Origin of the sequence: Enterobacter sp. ODB01 (genome assembly GCF_001623605.1) — a bacterium.
GTDB lineage: Bacteria > Pseudomonadota > Gammaproteobacteria > Enterobacterales > Enterobacteriaceae > Enterobacter > Enterobacter kobei.
Genome location: NZ_CP015227.1, coordinates 2,797,760 through 2,815,317 on the forward strand (window position 1 = coordinate 2,797,760; position 17,558 = coordinate 2,815,317).

Consider the following 17,558-nt stretch of genomic DNA (forward strand, 5'->3'; position numbering starts at 1 on the left):
AGTAAAGTTCACCGCCTCATTTGGGGCGGTGAGGATGTATTTAGACACATCCAGACATGCTTTTTGTAAATAACTGCAAGTTTTTCGTCCGTCTTAAGCTGAAACGTGATAGCCGTCAAACAATCCCAGAGGGAATTATTTTACTCTGTGTAATAAATAAAGGGCGCTTAGATGTCCTGTCCACGGCACGGTACTCCCCCCGGGCCAATGCGTGAAAGCGTAAAAAAAGCACAAATACTCAGGAGCACTCTCAATTATGTTTAAGAATGCATTTGCTAACCTGCAAAAGGTCGGTAAATCGCTGATGCTGCCAGTATCCGTACTGCCTATCGCAGGTATCCTGCTGGGTGTCGGTTCTGCAAACTTCAGCTGGCTGCCAGCCGTAGTTTCCCATGTGATGGCCGAAGCAGGCGGTTCCGTCTTTGCTAACATGCCTCTGATCTTCGCGATCGGTGTGGCGCTGGGCTTCACCAATAACGACGGCGTTTCTGCGCTGGCTGCAGTGGTTGCCTACGGCATCATGGTGAAAACCATGGCTGTGGTTGCGCCTCTGGTTCTGCATTTACCGGCAGAAGAGATTGCCGCGAAACACCTGGCAGACACCGGTGTTCTGGGCGGTATCATCTCCGGTGCGATTGCAGCGTATATGTTTAACCGCTTCTATCGCATCAAGCTGCCTGAGTATCTGGGCTTCTTCGCGGGCAAGCGTTTCGTTCCGATCATCTCTGGTCTGGCAGCGATTTTCACTGGCGTGATCCTGTCCTTCATCTGGCCACCAATCGGTTCCGCGATCCAGACCTTCTCTCAGTGGGCTGCTTACCAGAACCCGGTTGTTGCGTTTGGTATCTACGGCTTCATCGAGCGTTGCCTGGTGCCATTCGGTCTGCACCACATCTGGAACGTTCCATTCCAGATGCAGATTGGTGAATTCACCAACGCAGCAGGCCAGGTATTCCACGGTGATATCCCACGTTACATGGCAGGTGATCCAACTGCAGGCAAACTGTCTGGTGGCTTCCTGTTCAAAATGTACGGCCTGCCGGCAGCTGCGATTGCAATCTGGCACTCTGCTAAACCAGAGAACCGTGCAAAAGTGGGCGGTATCATGATCTCCGCAGCGCTGACCTCTTTCCTGACCGGTATCACCGAGCCGATCGAGTTCTCCTTCATGTTCGTTGCGCCGATTCTGTACGTTATCCACGCGATTCTGGCGGGTCTGGCGTTCCCAATCTGTATCCTGCTGGGTATGCGTGACGGTACGTCCTTCTCTCACGGTCTGATCGACTTTATCGTTCTGTCCGGTAACAGCAGCAAACTGTGGCTGTTCCCAATCGTGGGTGCGTGCTATGCCGTTGTCTACTACACCATCTTCCGCGTGCTGATCAAAGCACTGGACCTGAAAACCCCAGGCCGTGAAGATGCAACTGAAGACAGCAAAGCAGGTGTGACCAGCGAAATGGCTCCGGCCCTGGTTGCAGCGTTCGGTGGCAAAGAGAACATCACTAACCTGGACGCGTGTATCACTCGTCTGCGTGTGAGCGTTGCCGATGTTGCGAAAGTAGACCAGCCGGGTCTGAAAAAACTGGGCGCAGCGGGCGTGGTTGTTGCAGGTTCTGGTGTTCAGGCAATCTTCGGTACTAAATCCGATAACCTGAAAACCGAAATGGATGAGTACATCCGCAACAGCTAAGCTGTGAGCAGGGGAGACTAAGGCAGCCGAATGGCTGCCTTTTTTATTGCTGCTGTTTGTTGTGCCGGGTAAGGCGCAGCCGCCACCCGGCTAAACACTCAGAAGTCGTAGCTCGCGCTCACCGAGACGTTCAGCGGTGCGCCATAAACCACATAAGAGCCGACGTAATCGTAATACTCTTTGTCAAACAGGTTGTTGACGTTAGCCTGGACGGCAAACTCTTTGGTGACCTGATAACGGCTGAACAGGTTAACCAGCCCGTAACTGCCTTGCTCTGCGCGGGATTGTCCCGCCGGGCCGCCGTCCACATCCGTCCACACCTTATTCTGCCAGTTTACGCCACCGCCCACGGTCAGTTCTGGCAGCATTGGCAGTTGATAACGGGTAAACAGCTTCATGGTTGTGCGCGGCTGATCGGAGCTGACTGCGTTGCCGTTTTTATCTTCAGCAATGTAGCGGGTTGCGCCGAACGTTAGCTGCCAGTTATCCGTCAGCGCGCCGTTAAGCTCGAACTCAATCCCTTTACTCACCACACCGTCCAGCGATTCATAAATGGATTCACCGCTCGGCATGTAGGTATAAGTGTTGCTCGCCACGTTATCCTGTTCAATGCGGAAAATTGCCAGCGAGGTGGTCAGGCGGGTATTGAACCAGTCCGCTTTCACACCGGCTTCATAGCTTTTACCCGTGGTTGGGTCGAGGTAACGACCACTGGCATTACGCTTGTCCTGAGGCTGGAAGATTGAGGTATAGCTGACGTAAGTCGACCAGTCTTCATTAATGTCGTAGACCAGGCCCGCGTAAGGCGTGACGTCATCTTTGGTACTTTCCAGACGGGTGTCCGGAGAGCCCGCCGGGTTATAGCGAATGTTATAGTTGGTATAGCGCGCCCCGAGGATCAGGTGCAGCGGATCGGCCAGCGAGAAGCGGGCGGAAGTATAGGCCGATGACTGACGGATGTCGTCCTGGCTGTAGAGCTTCCATGGCGTCCACTGAGGATCGGCAATATCCCCGTTCCAGTTTTTGAAATTACCCACGTCGACCATGCCGTATAACGCATCCGGCATCCTATTGTCATAATGGTTGCGCTGGCGGCTGAAGCTGCCGCCAAACATCATTTCGTGCTGACGGCCAAAGAGATCGAATCCACCACGCAGGAAGGCATCAACCGCATCCTGTTTGCGCTCGCCTTTGTTCCAGCCACCATAGCCCACCATGCCTGCACCGGTCGCTTGATCGGGATAGCCGGACATATACATCAGTTTGCTGTCGAAATTCGTATCAGCATGCATGCCGTTGATGTGGGCTTCCCAGCCGTTGTCAAAGCGCTGAGTCAGGTTGGCGAAAATGCGGGTGTTGTCTTTATCCGAATATGCCCACTTTGGCGCTACGGTCTGGCTACGATCGTAATGGGTTTTACTCCCGTCGCTGTTCCAGGTTGGCAATCCGCCCCAGGTCGGATCCTCGGTGTTGCTTTCCTGGTATTCATAGCCGACAGAAAGGGTCGTGCTGTCGGTCACATCCGCATCCACCACGCCGTAGAGGAATTTTTTACGGTAGTGGTAGTTATCAACAAAGCTGTCGTTATCCTGATAGCCCGTAATCAGGCGGCCGCGTATCTTGCCGGACTCCACCAGCGGCGCCTGCAGATCCAGCACGTAGCGCTGTTTATCCCAGCTACCGTAGCTGGCACTGACATTACCTTTGAATTCATTGCTGTCTGCATGTTTGCGCACCATATTGACATAGGCCGCCGGGTTTCCCGTCCCGGACATCAGGCCGGTTGCGCCGCGTACCACTTCGATACGGTCATAAATCGCGGTATCGGCGGCAGTATCGCCGAAGTTCCACACTTCGCTGATGGAGGTCGGCAGGTCATCGTACGCATAGTTACTCACGAAGAATCCGCGTGAGTAAAATACGGTACGGTCGCTGTCCTGAACCTGCGCCGTCACGCCAGTGGTATTAGTTAACACCTGGCCGATAGACTGCAGGTTTTGATCCGCCATGCGCTGCTGGCTGATGACGCTGACGGACTGCGGAATATCGCGAGGCACGAGGAGCAGTTTGGTCCCGGTGGTGGTGGTCTTGACGCTGTAGTCCCGATCCTGCCCGTCGGACAAGGCAGGCGCGTTATCGAAACTGCCATCAACCACAACGGTATCTTCGTCTGTGGAGGCAGCAAAACTCACGGCTGGCATCAATGCCATAGCAATACAGGCTGCCAGCAACGAAGGCGTTGCGACAGGCTGACGTTGCCCATCCCTGGTATGATGATTGAAAGACATGATCAAACCCTTAAGAACGGTGAAGGTTGGTAGCATCAGTCCCGCGATCGCGGTCTGACGTCGTTTTCTATGTTAAAAATGCGCATGAAAATGCAAATGCGAAATATACGCATTGCCATTAATGCTGTAAACAGATGTGTCGAGCGGAACTGAAATAATGTTTCAGCCAGTGAATACGCCTGAGCGGTCACTCTTCATTCAGCTGATGAAGATTCAGGAAAGAATTCGGGGGAGAAGGTTGAAAGGACAGGAGAAACTCGCTCATACTCTTGGATTGTGTCACACAGTCTTCCCGAGAGTGTGTTATCAGCGGACGCACCACGCCAGATTTTACAAAAAAGGAAAAGGTCATGGCTGAAGAAACGATTTTCAGTAAAATTATCCGTCGCGAAATCCCCTCGGATATCGTCTATCAGGATGAACTGGTGACGGCTTTCCGGGACATTTCCCCCCAGGCACCCACGCACGTCCTTATCATTCCCAATATTCTGATTCCGACCGTAAATGACGTAAAAACCGAGCACGAAGTGGCGTTAGGTCGTATGCTGACGGTGGCGGCGAAAATTGCCGAGCAGGAAGGCATAGCGGAAGACGGTTACCGTCTGATCATGAACTGTAATCGTCATGGCGGCCAGGAAGTTTATCATATTCACATGCATCTGCTGGGTGGACGTCCTCTGGGGCCGATGCTGGCACACAAAGGTCTTTGACATGTTTAAAGGGCGTATTGCAGCGCTGGTAATGACGATGATGATTGTGGGATGCAGCACGCGCCCGGCGATCCCCGTGAGCGATGAACAGACGCTGGTGATGGAGTCCTCCGTGCTGGCGGCGGGTATTACGGCGCAACAGCCCGCGTTAACCGTCAGTGAAATTAAGTCTTCAGCCTCCTCTGCGCTCTTTAACGAACGAAATGAACCCGTGACGGTCCACTACCGTTTTTTCTGGTATGACGTAAGAGGTCTTGAAATGCATCCGCTGGAGGCGCCGCGCAGCGTCACCCTTCCGGCGAGGTCGTCGGTAACGATCTATGACAGCGCCAGCTATTTGGGTGCACATAAGGTAAGACTTTATCTTTATCTGTAAGGGGTGAACTTTGATTAAAAATTTGAGCCGTTATGCTCTCGTGACAGCTTTCGCTCTGTTTCTGGCAGGGTGTGTGACCCGTACTGAACAGCCTGCACCTGTAGAAGAGGCTAAACCGGGTACTGAGCAGCCGACAACGCCAACGGAGCCACAGCCAACCGTGCCGTCTGTACCGTCCATTCCGTCACAGCCTGGTCCAATTGAGCACCCGGACCAGACGTCACAGCCTACGCCGCGCGTGCGCCATTATGACTGGAACGGTGCAATGCAACCGATGGTCGGTAAAATGCTGCAGGCACAGGGCGTGACGGCAGGCGGCGTGCTGCTGGTCGACAGCGTTAACAACCGTACTAACGGTTCGCTGAACGCGGGCGAAGCGACGGAAACCCTGCGCAATGCCCTGGCGAACAACGGCAAGTTTACGCTGGTCTCTGCTCAGCAGCTTGCGGTGGCCAAACAGCAACTCGGCCTGTCGCCGCAGGATAGCCTCGGCACCCGCAGCAAGGCGATTGGGATTGCCCGCAACGTTGGCGCCCAGTATGTGCTGTACTCTAATGCGACCGGCAACGTGAATACCCCAGCCCTGCAGATGCAGCTGATGCTGGTTCAGACAGGCGAAATTATCTGGTCAGGTAAAGGTGCGGTTACGCAACAATGACAGCACGCGTGATGCGATCCTGACGCGCTATTTTCCGCAGTACCGCCTTATCGCGCCGCAGGCCCACTCCGGGCTTGGCGGCGCGAGTTGTATTCTGGAGCAGGGTGCGCACCGTCTGGTCTTACGGCATAATCACGATCCCTTCGCGCCCGCTTTCCATTTTCGTCGTCAGTTTCGTGCCCTCAGACGTCTTCCGTCGGATCTCGTGCCGGAACCCCGTTTTTTCCGACAGGGCTGGATGGCCGTCGACTATCTTGAGGGCGAGGTGAAAAGCGCGCTGCCGGACACCCCGGAGCTCGCGGCGATGCTGTATCATCTGCACCAGCAACAGCGTCTGGGGTGGCGAATCGCGTTACTTCCGCTGCTTGAGCACTACTGGCAGCAAGCCTCCCCGAAAAGACGTACCCCAGTCTGGCTTGCGCATCTCAAACGGCTGCGTAAAGCGGGCGAGCCGCAACCGATTCGGCTCTCACCGTTACATATGGATGTGCACGCCGGGAACATTGTGCATACGTCAGGAGGAGCCAGACTTATTGACTGGGAATATGCCGGAGACGGCGATGTGGCGCTGGAGTTGGCCGCGGTCTGGACGGAAAGTGACGCCGCGCGGCTGACGCTCATCAGAGAGTATGCCAGAGTAGCGCATATTGACGCCGACGCGCTGGCTCGTCAGGTGAGACGCTGGCGACCCTGGGTCATTATGCTGATGGCGGGCTGGTTTGAAATGCGCCTTCAGCAGTCCAGAGAAAAACAATTTATTGCGCTGGCAAACGATGCCTGGCGTCAGTTACAAACGAAAGGATAAGAGAGGTGAGTGTGGGTCCAGTCATGTTGAATGTTGAAGGGTTTGAGCTGGATGCGGAGGAGCGTGACATTCTGGCGCATCCGCTGGTTGGCGGCCTGATCCTGTTTACCCGCAACTATCACGATCCGGCGCAGTTGCGTGAACTGGTGCGTCAGATCCGCGCGGCATCGCGCAATCATCTGGTGGTGGCCGTCGATCAGGAAGGTGGACGCGTGCAGCGTTTTCGCGACGGTTTTACCCGTTTGCCGGCTGCCCAGTCTTTTGCCGCGCTGCTCGGTACGGAAGAGGGGGGCAAACTGGCGCAGGAAGCGGGCTGGCTGATGGCCTGCGAGATGATAGCCATGGATATCGATATCAGTTTTGCCCCGGTACTTGATGTGGGCCATATCAGCGCCGCTATTGGCGAGCGCTCATACCATGAAGATCCGCGTATTGCGCTGGCAATGGCGACCCGATTTATCGACGGGATGCACGATGCAGGTATGAAAACCACCGGCAAACACTTCCCGGGCCACGGGGCCGTGACGGCGGATTCCCACAAAGAGACCCCGCGCGATCCGCGCCCGGAAGCGGAAATTCGTGCCAAAGATATGTCGGTGTTCCGTTCACTTATCACCGATAACAAACTTGACGCTATCATGCCTGCCCACGTGATTTACAGCGACGTCGACCCGCGGCCGGCCAGTGGCTCTCCGCACTGGCTGAAAACCGTATTGCGCCAGGAGCTGGGTTTCAATGGCGTGATTTTCTCCGACGATTTGTCGATGGAAGGGGCGGCAATTATGGGCAGCTATGCAGAACGCGGTCAGGCGTCGCTGGACGCAGGTTGCGATATGATCCTGGTCTGCAATAATCGTAAAGGGGCTGTTAGCGTGCTGGATAACCTGTCGCCGATCAATGCAGAGCGTGTTACACAATTGTATCATAAAGGTTCATTTAGCCGTCAGGATCTGATGGATTCGGCGCGCTGGAAGACGGTCAACGCCCGGCTTGAAGACCTGAATGAGCGCTGGCAGGCGCACAAAGCCAGCCTGTAATCCCTCCCGGAAGGCGTAGCATGGTGAGAAGACAATGATCATCTATTTACACGGTTTTGACTCAAACAGTCCAGGTAATCATGAGAAGGTGTTGCAGCTGCAGTTTATCGATCCCGATGTCCGGTTGATCAGCTACAGCACGCGCCATCCGAAGCATGATATGCAGCATCTGCTCAAAGAAGTGGACAAGATGCTGCAGCTTAATATCGACGATCGCCCGCTGATTTGCGGCGTGGGCCTGGGTGGCTACTGGGCAGAGCGGATTGGTTTTCTGTGCGACATTCGCCAGGTTGTATTTAATCCTAACCTTTTCCCGAATGAGAACATGGAAGGCAAAATTGACCGCCCGGAAGAGTACGTCGATATTGCCACCAAGTGCGTCAGTAATTTTCGCGATAAAAACCGCGACCGGTGTCTGGTGATCCTTTCGCGTAATGATGAGGCGCTCAACAGCCAACGGGCTGCGGAGCTTCTGCATCATTACTATGAGATTGTCTGGGATGAAGAACAGACCCATAAGTTCAAGAACATCTCCCCACATCTGCAGCGCATAAAAGCCTTTAAAACGCTGGGCTAAGTCACAGTCAGTCACCTCCGGAACCCGGTCGCTAATGTGTACCGGGTTTCTTTTTGTCCAGAATTGTCTACTTTTAAGCCATCAAAACTTGATGCATATCAATTTTGGTATGACCAATGCGCCTGACGTGGTATTCTCAATTCACCTGAATGGTTTCAGTGCTGTAACCTGTTGTTAATTAAGGGTTATTTTTATAACTTTTAATTAACAATTGGTTAATAATTTGAGGGGGTCACGTTGACTACGCCATTGAAAAAGATAGTGATTGTAGGCGGTGGTGCTGGCGGGCTGGAGCTGGCCACACAATTGGGTAAAAAGCTGGGTCGCGGTAAAAAAGCCAAAATCACGCTGGTGGATCGTAACCACAGTCACCTGTGGAAACCGTTGCTGCACGAAGTGGCGACCGGATCGCTGGATGAGGGCGTGGACGCGCTGAGCTATCTGGCGCACGCACGCAATCACCATTTCCAGTTCCAGCTGGGTTCCGTGGTGGATATCAACCGTGAAAGCAAAACCATCACCCTGGCAGAGCTGCGTGATGAAAAAGGCGAGCTGCTGGTTCCTGAACGCAAACTGGCGTATGACACGCTGGTAATGGCGCTGGGCAGTACCTCTAACGATTTCAACACGCCGGGCGTGAAAGAGCACTGTATCTTCCTTGATAACCCGCACCAGGCACGTCGTTTCCATCAGGAGATGCTGAACCTGTTCCTGAAGTACACCAATAACATGGGTGCGAATGGCAAGGTTAACATTGCCATTGTCGGCGGCGGGGCAACGGGGGTAGAGCTCTCTGCTGAGCTGCACAATGCGGTGAAACAGCTGCACAGCTACGGCTATAAAGGGTTAACAAACGACGCGCTGAACGTCACGCTGGTCGAAGCCGGTGAACGCATCCTCCCGGCGCTGCCTCCGCGTATCTCCGGTGCGGCGCACAATGAACTCACCAAACTGGGTGTGCGGGTGCTGACACAGACGATGGTGACCAGCGCCGACGAAGGCGGTCTGCACACCAAAGACGGCGAGTACATCAAAGCGGATCTGATGGTCTGGGCGGCAGGTATCAAAGCGCCTGATTTTATGAAAGATATCGGTGGTCTGGAAACGAACCGCATTAACCAGCTGGTGACGGAGCCAACGCTGCAAACCACGCGCGACCCGGAAATCTTTGCGATTGGCGACTGTGCTTCCTGCGCGCGCCCTGAAGGTGGCTTCGTGCCGCCGCGTGCTCAGGCTGCACACCAGATGGCAAGCCTGGTGCTGCATAATATTCTGGCGCAGTACAAAGGCAAACCGATGAAGACGTATGTCTATAAAGACCACGGCTCTCTGGTATCGCTGTCCAACTTCTCTACCGTCGGTAGCCTGATGGGTAACCTGATGCGTGGCTCGATGATGGTAGAAGGGCGCATAGCACGCTTTGTCTATATTTCACTGTACCGTATGCACCAGATCGCACTGCACGGCTACTTCAAAACGGGTCTGATGATGCTGGTGGGCAGAATCAACCGCGTCATCCGTCCGCGTCTTAAACTCCACTAATCTTTCACTCCCTCCGGGCCCTCCGGAGGGAGTTTTTAGCATATCATGCTGCCGGTCATGGATTAGGTGCTTAAGAGTTCTCCTAAACATGATATATCCCTCTCCAGTGTCCACTTTTTGATCCTTTGTCTTATTGGCGAAGCCGTGGCTTCATTGCAAAATTGTTACCAATAGCAACAAAGGAGGAAGTCCCGTGAATAAATCTATGTTGGCGGGTATAGGGATTGGTGTCGCAGCGGCGTTAGGTGTGGCTGCTGTTGCCAGTCTCAACGTATTAGATCGCGGCCCGCAGTATGCGCAGGTGGTTTCTGCTACTCCCATTAAAGAAACCGTAAAAACCCCTCGTCAGGAGTGCCGTAACGTCTCCGTGACCCACCGTCGTCCGGTACAGGATGAAAACCGTATTGCCGGCTCTGTTCTGGGTGCAGTAGCGGGTGGGGTAATTGGTCACCAGTTTGGCGGTGGCCGGGGTAAAGATGTCGCGACCGTCGTTGGTGCGCTGGGTGGCGGCTATGCCGGCAACCAGGTGCAGGGTGCGATGCAGGATAACGATACTTACACCACGACTCAGCAGCGTTGTAAAACCGTCTATGACAAGTCGGAGAAAATGCTGGGTTATGACGTGACCTACAAAATTGGCGATCAGCAGGGCAAAATCCGTATGGATAAAGACCCAGGAACGCAAATCCCACTGGATGGAAATGGCCAGCTGGTACTGAATAACAAAGTGTAAAAAAGATGTTCTCTGAACTTAGCTCCTCAAGCGCTCAGGCTGAGGAGCTTTTTTTTACCTCAAATTTTGAGGAGTTCAGGCCACAAGCGTAGTGTGGTTTCGGTTATATTCTGCAGTTTTTCCAGCGTCGCGCCTTCACGCGCGCTGATCGACATACCCTGCAAAATACAGCTCAGGTACTGCGCCAGCATCTGCGGCTGACAATGCGCGGGAATTTCACCGCGCTGCTGGCGTTGAGCCAGAAATGCGCTGAGGGTCTCTTCCTGCATGGCATGACGCGATTTCACCGTATTGGCGATCTCTTTCGACGCTGCCGCCAGGGTGGCGGAGGTGTTAATCATAAAGCAGCCCGCGGGTGTATCTTTACTGGTGAAGCAGGTGGCAACGGCGGTGAAGTAATCCCGTAGCGCCTGTTCAACGCTTTTCTCTTCACAAAACAGCTGGGCTTCGTGTTTCGCTGCAAAGCGCGAAATGTATCTGTCCAGCACTGCCCTGAACAGCCCCTCTTTGTTGGTAAATTCAGCATAGAGCGTCGGTGCTTTGGCGCCGGTGGCTTCTACCAGATCGGAAAGCGAGGTCGCTTCATACCCATGTTGCCAGAAGAGAGTCATGGCCTTATCAAGCGCTGCATCCCTGTCAAACACTTTTGGTCGGCCACGGCTTTTCTTCGCACAACTCGTGACGTCGGTTGTCATTTGCCGTTGGTCCTCTGTTGATTTGTTGAATAACCATTATAAAAATAAACGCAACCCACCACCAGTGCAGAATGCTTAAAAATAAATTAATCATATATGTATGAAAATTAACGACTTTAAAAATTAATTAATGCTCGTTATAAAATTGTGTTGACGCGTGAGCTGGATCACATTTATGATTTACCTATCGATCGTTAACTAAATCGCTAACGACCTCCAAATTCATCTGCCAAAGGTAAACATCATGAAAAACGTAAAAACCCTCATCGCTGCAGCCGTACTGAGTTCACTTTCTTTCGCAAGCTTTGCTGCTGTACAAGTTCAGTCAACGCCAGCCGATCAGCATAAAGTCGGGACGATCTCTGCGTCTGCCGGGACTAACCTGGGTTCACTGGAAGATCAGCTGGCACAAAAAGCGGAAGCAATGGGTGCAAAATCCTACCGCATCACCTCTGTGACCGGTCCTAACACGCTGCACGGCACGGCTGTCATCTACAAATAAGCCGGGCATAAACCCTCATTTATGCCACTGCAATAAAAAACGCCCTGCTAAGCAGGGCGTTTTGCGTTCTGTTTTACATCGACTGCTGAACGATATCGTGATGCCGGGTGACATCGGTCGGCATGCCTGACCGGGCCTCCATCGCACGTTCCATCACCTGGCTCTCGGTATTCGCATTCGTTTTAAAGCTCACCATCGCAGCATCTAGGTTAATGGGTAACGTCTGCGGATCGTCGCCGATATTTTTTGAGAGCGGCTGGTGAATCTCGACCAGTCGTACGCCGCCCGGCTCCTCAGAGACTTTAATCGGCGTATTGATAATATTCACTTTAGTCCCTGGCGTAACGACGTTGAACAGCGTTTTGATATCGTCATCGCGCAGACGAATACAGCCGGAGCTGACGCGCATGCCGATGCCAAAGTCGGCATTCGTTCCGTGCAGCAGGTAAACCCCACCGTATGCCGCCAGGCGGATCGCGTGGTGCCCCATTGGGTTATCCGGGCCAGCCGGAACAACCGCGGGAAGATCGATGCCCTGGGCTTTATAACGGGCGCGAATGTTGGCCGTTGGCGTCCAGGTTGGATTCGCCCGTTTATCCGAGACGGTCGTCACCATCGTCGGTGTCAGGGTGTCGCCGCCCAGTTGACCGATACCGATAGGGTAGACGGTCACTTCATTTTTACCCGGCGGATAATAATAGAGACGTAACTCAGCCAGGTTTATGACGATCCCCTCGCGCGGGGCATCCGGCAGGAGAGTTTGTAACGGGATCGTCAGTACGCTGCCCGCGCGCGGGACATACGGATCGACGCCGGGGTTCGCCTGCAGCAGAGCCAGAAAACCGACGTTATATTTTTTGGCAATGGCTTCCAGTGAACCGCCATTATTTTCAACCACATGAAAGCGGTTTTCCCCGACCAGCTTGCTGCCAGGCGGTGGAAGAGGCCAGGTGTTTGCGCGAGCGGGAAGTGCAACCGCGACGGCGGCAGCCAGCGTAAACAGGGTTATCCAGCGGGTAAAACGCGAAGAGGTCATCATCACCATAATCCATATAAATGATAAGGTTATTGTTTTATAAGGTGTTAATGATAATTATGGCGAAAGGGTGTGTCGGGAAGATCGGGTGAAGTGCAAAGAGTTTGTAAATTGTCCCCCCGGCAGCACTGGCTAACGGGGGGAGGTCAGATTACGCGACCGCGTTCTCTTCGAGCTGCCGCATAAAGTTACGCACCCAGTCCATACGGGTTTTGCGATCCGCCAGCTCCTGGGTAAATTTCAGACGGGTTGGCCCATCCAGGCGGAAATACTGCGGCTGTTTTTGCAGCAGGCCAATCAGCCACATCGGGTTGACGTGGTTCTTCTCGGCGAATTCAATGACGCCGCCTTTTTCATTACCTTCAAGTTTGCGGATCCCCAGCTTCTGCGCCTGCTGGCGCAGCCGCGCGATATCCAGCAGATTTCTCGCCGCATCGGGCAGCAGGCCAAAGCGGTCAATCAGTTCCACTTTGATCTCTTCCAGCTCATTTTCATTCTTCGCGCTGGCAATGCGTTTGTAGAATGACAGGCGGGTATTCACATCAGGAATGAAATCATCCGGCAGCAGGGACGGCATACGCAACTCGACCTCGGTCTGCTGGCTGGTGAGATCTTCCAGCGACGGCTCGCGTCCGGCCTTCAGGGCATCAACCGCGTTTTCCAGCAGCTCCATATAGAGCGAGAAGCCGATGGTTTCCATGGAGCCGCTCTGATCCTCGCCCAGCAGTTCGCCGGCACCACGGATCTCAAGATCGTGCGTGGCCAGCGCAAAGCCTGCACCGAGGTCTTCCAGCGAGGCGATGGCTTCCAGACGCTTTTGCGCGTCGGTGGTCATCGCTTTCGGATGCGGGGTCAATAGCCAGGCGTAAGCCTGATGATGCGAACGGCCGACGCGACCGCGCAGCTGATGAAGCTGCGCCAGACCAAAGTGATCCGCACGCTCAATAATGATGGTATTCGCCGTCGGGATATCAATGCCGGTTTCAATGATGGTGGTACACACCAGTACGTTAAAGCGCTGGTGGTGGAAGTCGTTCATCACCCGCTCCAGCTCGCGCTCGCGCATCTGCCCGTGGCCGATGGCAATACGCGCTTCCGGTACCAGCTCGGCCAGCCTGTCCGCGGCTTTCTGGATATTTTCAACGTCGTTATAAAGATAATAAACCTGGCCCCCGCGCAGTACCTCACGCAGGATCGCCTCGCGTACCACCAGATTATCGTACTCGCGGACAAAGGTTTTCACCGCCAGACGACGCGCCGGTGGTGTGGCGATAATCGACAGATCGCGCATGCCGCTCATCGCCATGTTCAGCGTACGCGGAATTGGCGTTGCGGTCAGGGTCAGAATATCGACGTCGGCGCGCATCGCTTTGATGCGTTCTTTATGGCGCACCCCGAAGCGGTGCTCTTCATCGACGATCAGCAGCCCCAGATCTTTCCACTTCACGTCGCTTTGCAGCAGCTTGTGCGTACCTATCAGAATATCGATTTTGCCTTCGCTTGCCTGTTCGAGGATCTGCGTCTGCTCTTTGGCGCTGCGAAAACGTGACAGCATCTCAATGCGCACCGGCCAGTTGGCGAAACGGTCGCGGAAGTTGTCGAAGTGCTGCTGGGCGAGCAGGGTGGTCGGCACCAGCACCGCCACCTGCTTGTTGTTTTCAACCGCCAGGAAGGCGGCGCGCATCGCCACTTCGGTCTTGCCGAAGCCGACGTCGCCGCAGACTAAGCGGTCCATCGCCAGCGGCTGGCACATGTCGCTCAATACGGCGTTGATGGCCTGGGCCTGATCCGGCGTGGTTTCAAACGGGAAACTGTCGCAGAACAGCTGGTACTGCTCTTTATCATGCTTAAAGGCGAAGCCCTCTTTGGCCGCGCGCTGGGCGTAGATATCCAGCAGCTCGGCCGCCACGTCGCGTACTTTCTCCGCCGCTTTCTGGCGCGCGCGAGCCCAGGCATCGCCGCCCAGCTTGTGCAGCGGGGCGTTATCCTCCGCGCCACCCGCGTATCGGCTGATCAGATGCAGGGATGACACCGGAACATACAGTTTGGCGTCGTTGGCGTAGGTCAGCATCAGGTATTCACCTTTGATGCCGCCGGCTTCCAGCGTGGTCATTCCCTGATAGCGCCCAACGCCATGTTCCAGGTGAACAATGGGCTGGCCCGGATGCAGTTCGGCCAGGTTACGGATCAGCGTGTCCGGGTTAATGGTTCGACGGCTGTCCTGACGGCGCCGCGCGACGCGCTCACCCAGCAGATCGCTTTCGCAAATCAGCGCCAGGTTGTTGAGCGTATCAATAAACCCGTGTTCGGCGGCACCAATCATCAGATAACGGCCGTTTCCGGCCGCGTCGCTGAGGCGCTGAATGCGTTTCGGCGCAACTTTTATTCGCCCCAGCAGCTCGCCGAGTGCTTCGCGGCGGCCTTCACTCTCAACGGAGAACACCACCGGGCCGGTAAAGGACTCCAGGAACTTGCGCAGATTATCCAGCGGCGATTTCTGCTGCGCCTGTACGGCCAGGTCCGGCAGCGTCCGGAAGGCGAGGTTGGTGTTGGCGGCCTTATCGGCAAGCGAATCGGTTTTGAGCTGGATCCGCGGCCAACGCTTCAGCTCCGCATTGAGTTCGTCGGTACGCAGCCACAGCGCTTCCGGCGGCAGCAGCGGACGCATCGGGTCAACGCCCCGGTTTTCGAAGCGGGCGCGGGTTTCGCTTTCGAAACGGCTGGCGCTGGCGTCGATATCGCCGGTGTTCACAATCAGCGTATTTGCCGGGAAGTAGCTGAACAGGGCAGGTAGCGGCTCGTTAAAGAACAACGGCTGCCAGTATTCGATCCCGGCCGGGAGCGTGCCTTTGCTGACCTGCTGATAGATGTGCTCGGCATCACGCTTCACGTCGAACTTATCGCGCCACTGGCTGCGGAACAGTTCGATGGCAGTTTTGTCCGTCGGGAATTCATGTGCGGGCAGTAAGTTAATGGACTCTACTTCCTCCAGCGTGCGCTGGGTGTCGGCGTCGAACACGCGCAGGCTGTCGATTTCATCATCGAAGAAATCGAGACGATACGGCTGGTCGCTGCCCATAGGATACAGATCAAGCAGTGCGCCACGGGTTGCGTATTCCCCGTGCTCCATCACCTGATCGACATGGCGATAGCCGGCACCGTCAAGCTGCTCGCGCAGGGCATCACGGGACAGGCGCTGGCCTTTTTTCATCACCAGCGCATGACCATGCAGATAGCTGTGCGGACAGACGCGCTGCATCAGGGTATTCACCGGCACAATCAGCACACCGCGCTGCATGGTCGGCAACTGGTAGAGCGTCGACAGGCGCGAGGAGATGATCTCCTGATGCGGAGAGAAGCTGTCATACGGCAGCGTTTCCCAGTCGGCCAGGCTGAACACCAGGCTATCGGTGAACTGGCGGATTTCGTCGTGCAGGCGCAGGGCATTTTGCATATCCGGGGCAACAAGCACCACCGGGCCGGGGTGTCGTTCAGCAATTTCTGCCACCAGCGTGGCGCACGCCGCGCCCGTAAGTTCACCCAACTGGCGCTGGTCGCCCGCTTTGACAGGCAAGGAATAACGATAGTGTTCAGGCATGGCTATGTCAGAGTCTCTTATGGATATACCAACAGTATTGGGGCATATCACTGATACGCAATGTCTTTATTATCCTCGATCGTTTTACATAAGCAAATTGTAACCGCACGGGGTGACTTTCCGCCCCCAAAACGGGGGGCGGAGAAGGCATTAGCGGGGGGACGGTGACAGGGAGAGCGTTGACGGAGGAGAGAAGAAAAGATCGCCAAACAGCGCGGTGGAGAGTTTGCGCACCCCGAGCCCGGCAAGGGTGCAGATAAGCAGGCTGGCAAACGGATAGACCAGAATTAAGCCCAGCTCTGCCCAGACCGGCCAGTATGCGGCATTCATCTCGCCAATCAGGAACAGGCTGAAGGCCTCAATGAGGATGCGGTGGGTGGTATAGATCGCAATGGTGTTGGAGCCAATCACGTTCAGCAGATTGTTGGGATGCACGGCGTAACGCTGCTCAATACTGTAGAAAAGCTTCATGATCAACACAATCGACAGCAGGGAAAGCAGGAGAGAAACGTTAGCAAACCACAGCACCACGGAGACGGCGGCGAACGCCCCTGTCGCCAGCCACGTGCGGCGCAGGTTGAAACTTTTCATCCACGCCATCAGCTCTGCGCCATACCACGCTCCGAGGCTGTAGTAGATCATGTTGCGAACTACGCTGTTCATTCCCCACCACGGCAACGGCAGGAAGTTGATCGCGACGCTCGCCAGTGCCAGCAGCCCGAGAACCGGTAGCTTCCAGCGGCTCAGCAGTTTACACAGCGTGAAGTAGACGACCAGAGCATACAGATACCACAGGCTGGTGCTGGCGGTGAGCATACCGCGTACAAATCCTGAGAGGGAATCGGCGTAGGCCGCGTTCGAGGAGGTGGCAAGCTCACGATCGGGCGCCAGCCAGGCATTCAGGTGGGTCAATGCCTGCCATTGCAGAATCCCCCACAGGACCAGAACCCAGACAATGCTCCAGATCCGTTTGTCGAGACTGGTTCGCCAGTTCACCTCATCGATATAACGACGGATCAGATAGCCGGAGATAAAGAAGAATACCGGCATGCGGAATGGGGCGAGGTAGAGATTAAAATAGACCCAACATTTCGCGAGAAGGCCGGATAGCGGGTGTTGCAGCCCGCTCAGGTGCGGATAAAAGGTGATGACCGAATGATAGATAACCACCAGGCAGATACACAGCCCTTTTATCTGGTTAATCCATAATGCTTTTTGCTTCATTGTTCGCGACTACCTTAAATTGCCATAAACGAACGAGCAATTGTTGTGAAATGAAACCGGGATGTAACGGGTAACAGTCTGTATCAG

Annotated in this window: 15 protein-coding genes; 10 read left to right on the plus strand and 5 right to left on the minus strand. The window is 54.8% G+C overall.

Annotation, left to right across the window (positions count from 1 at the left end; all coding sequences use genetic code 11):
- Nucleotides 1–256 precede the first annotated feature (256 nt).
- Nucleotides 257–1,690: a PTS glucose transporter subunit IIBC gene (gene ptsG, locus A4308_RS13320; RefSeq protein WP_014883391.1), complete on the plus strand. Its 1,434-nt coding sequence runs from the start codon at nt 257–259 to the stop codon at nt 1,688–1,690.
- A 98-nt stretch (nt 1,691–1,788) separates the two neighbouring features.
- Here ptsG and fhuE read toward each other — a convergent pair whose 3' ends face one another.
- Nucleotides 1,789–3,978 (minus strand): ferric-rhodotorulic acid/ferric-coprogen receptor FhuE, encoded by a 2,190-nt coding sequence (gene fhuE, locus A4308_RS13325; protein ID WP_045282236.1) that lies wholly within the window; start codon nt 3,976–3,978, stop codon nt 1,789–1,791.
- A 350-nt stretch (nt 3,979–4,328) separates the two neighbouring features.
- Here fhuE and hinT point away from each other — a divergent pair, with 350 nt between their 5' ends.
- The 8 genes from hinT to A4308_RS13365 all read left to right on the plus strand — a co-directional run bounded on the left by hinT (nt 4,329) and on the right by A4308_RS13365 (nt 10,416).
- Nucleotides 4,329–4,688, plus strand: coding sequence for a purine nucleoside phosphoramidase (gene hinT / locus A4308_RS13330; RefSeq protein ID WP_008500786.1), 360 nt, complete (start codon nt 4,329–4,331; stop codon nt 4,686–4,688).
- Nucleotide 4,689: 1 nt separating this feature from the next.
- On the plus strand, nt 4,690–5,064 hold the full coding sequence (locus A4308_RS13335) for a YcfL family protein (RefSeq protein WP_023332707.1): 375 nt from the start codon (nt 4,690–4,692) through the stop codon (nt 5,062–5,064).
- Nucleotides 5,065–5,074: 10 nt separating this feature from the next.
- Nucleotides 5,075–5,722 carry a penicillin-binding protein activator LpoB gene (gene lpoB, locus A4308_RS13340; protein WP_014883395.1) on the plus strand — a complete coding sequence of 216 codons (648 nt, stop codon included), beginning with the start codon at nt 5,075–5,077 and terminating at the stop codon, nt 5,720–5,722.
- The gene (thiK, locus tag A4308_RS13345) at nt 5,703–6,527 is read left to right on the plus strand and encodes a thiamine kinase (RefSeq protein WP_045282235.1); all 825 of its coding nucleotides are present in this window, start codon (nt 5,703–5,705) and stop codon (nt 6,525–6,527) included. The genes lpoB and thiK overlap by 20 nt, the downstream gene beginning before the upstream one ends.
- Nucleotides 6,528–6,538: 11 nt before the next feature.
- Nucleotides 6,539–7,564, plus strand: a complete 1,026-nt coding sequence (gene nagZ / locus A4308_RS13350) for a beta-N-acetylhexosaminidase (RefSeq protein ID WP_045282245.1) — start codon at nt 6,539–6,541, stop codon at nt 7,562–7,564.
- A 34-nt stretch (nt 7,565–7,598) separates the two neighbouring features.
- Complete coding sequence (gene ycfP, locus A4308_RS13355) at nt 7,599–8,141, plus strand: alpha/beta hydrolase YcfP (RefSeq protein WP_045282234.1); 543 nt, start codon at nt 7,599–7,601, stop codon at nt 8,139–8,141.
- 237 nt (nt 8,142–8,378) lie between these two features.
- Nucleotides 8,379–9,683, plus strand: coding sequence for an NAD(P)/FAD-dependent oxidoreductase (locus A4308_RS13360; RefSeq protein ID WP_023337096.1), 1,305 nt, complete (start codon nt 8,379–8,381; stop codon nt 9,681–9,683).
- 193 nt (nt 9,684–9,876) lie between these two features.
- The gene (locus A4308_RS13365) at nt 9,877–10,416 is read left to right on the plus strand and encodes a glycine zipper 2TM domain-containing protein (RefSeq protein ID WP_008500779.1); all 540 of its coding nucleotides are present in this window, start codon (nt 9,877–9,879) and stop codon (nt 10,414–10,416) included.
- A gap of 59 nt (nt 10,417–10,475) precedes the next feature.
- Here A4308_RS13365 and comR read toward each other — a convergent pair whose 3' ends face one another.
- Nucleotides 10,476–11,111, minus strand: coding sequence for a TetR family copper-responsive transcriptional repressor ComR (gene comR, locus A4308_RS13370; RefSeq protein WP_014883400.1), 636 nt, complete (start codon nt 11,109–11,111; stop codon nt 10,476–10,478).
- A gap of 244 nt (nt 11,112–11,355) precedes the next feature.
- Here comR and bhsA point away from each other — a divergent pair, with 244 nt between their 5' ends.
- Nucleotides 11,356–11,613 (plus strand): multiple stress resistance protein BhsA, encoded by a 258-nt coding sequence (gene bhsA / locus A4308_RS13375; protein WP_023332711.1) that lies wholly within the window; start codon nt 11,356–11,358, stop codon nt 11,611–11,613.
- Nucleotides 11,614–11,686: 73 nt separating this feature from the next.
- On the opposite strand, the gene ldtC is transcribed toward bhsA, so the two are convergent.
- From ldtC to A4308_RS13390, 3 genes are all read right to left on the minus strand, one after another.
- A complete protein-coding gene (ldtC, locus tag A4308_RS13380) occupies nt 11,687–12,652 on the minus strand; it encodes a L,D-transpeptidase LdtC (protein WP_045282233.1) in 966 nt (321 codons plus the stop codon).
- A 148-nt stretch (nt 12,653–12,800) separates the two neighbouring features.
- Nucleotides 12,801–16,247, minus strand: coding sequence for a transcription-repair coupling factor (gene mfd, locus A4308_RS13385; RefSeq protein WP_045282232.1), 3,447 nt, complete (start codon nt 16,245–16,247; stop codon nt 12,801–12,803).
- Between the two features lie 150 nt (nt 16,248–16,397).
- The gene (locus tag A4308_RS13390; protein WP_045282231.1) at nt 16,398–17,471 is read right to left on the minus strand and encodes an acyltransferase family protein; all 1,074 of its coding nucleotides are present in this window, start codon (nt 17,469–17,471) and stop codon (nt 16,398–16,400) included.
- Between the last annotated feature and the right edge of the window lie 87 nt (nt 17,472–17,558).

Bases quoted from the DNA above. Each gene is read 5' to 3' on its own strand.
- ptsG (WP_014883391.1), top strand. From the start codon at position 257: ATGTTTAAGAATGCATTTGCTAACCTGCAAAAGGTCGGTAAATCGCTG.
- fhuE (WP_045282236.1), bottom strand. From the start codon at position 3,978: ATGTCTTTCAATCATCATACCAGGGATGGGCAACGTCAGCCTGTCGCA.
- hinT (WP_008500786.1), top strand. From the start codon at position 4,329: ATGGCTGAAGAAACGATTTTCAGTAAAATTATCCGTCGCGAAATCCCC.
- A4308_RS13335 (WP_023332707.1), top strand. From the start codon at position 4,690: ATGTTTAAAGGGCGTATTGCAGCGCTGGTAATGACGATGATGATTGTG.
- ycfP (WP_045282234.1), top strand. From the start codon at position 7,599: ATGATCATCTATTTACACGGTTTTGACTCAAACAGTCCAGGTAATCAT.
- comR (WP_014883400.1), bottom strand. From the start codon at position 11,111: ATGACAACCGACGTCACGAGTTGTGCGAAGAAAAGCCGTGGCCGACCA.
- bhsA (WP_023332711.1), top strand. From the start codon at position 11,356: ATGAAAAACGTAAAAACCCTCATCGCTGCAGCCGTACTGAGTTCACTT.
- ldtC (WP_045282233.1), bottom strand. From the start codon at position 12,652: ATGATGACCTCTTCGCGTTTTACCCGCTGGATAACCCTGTTTACGCTG.
- mfd (WP_045282232.1), bottom strand. From the start codon at position 16,247: ATGCCTGAACACTATCGTTATTCCTTGCCTGTCAAAGCGGGCGACCAG.
- A4308_RS13390 (WP_045282231.1), bottom strand. From the start codon at position 17,471: ATGAAGCAAAAAGCATTATGGATTAACCAGATAAAAGGGCTGTGTATC.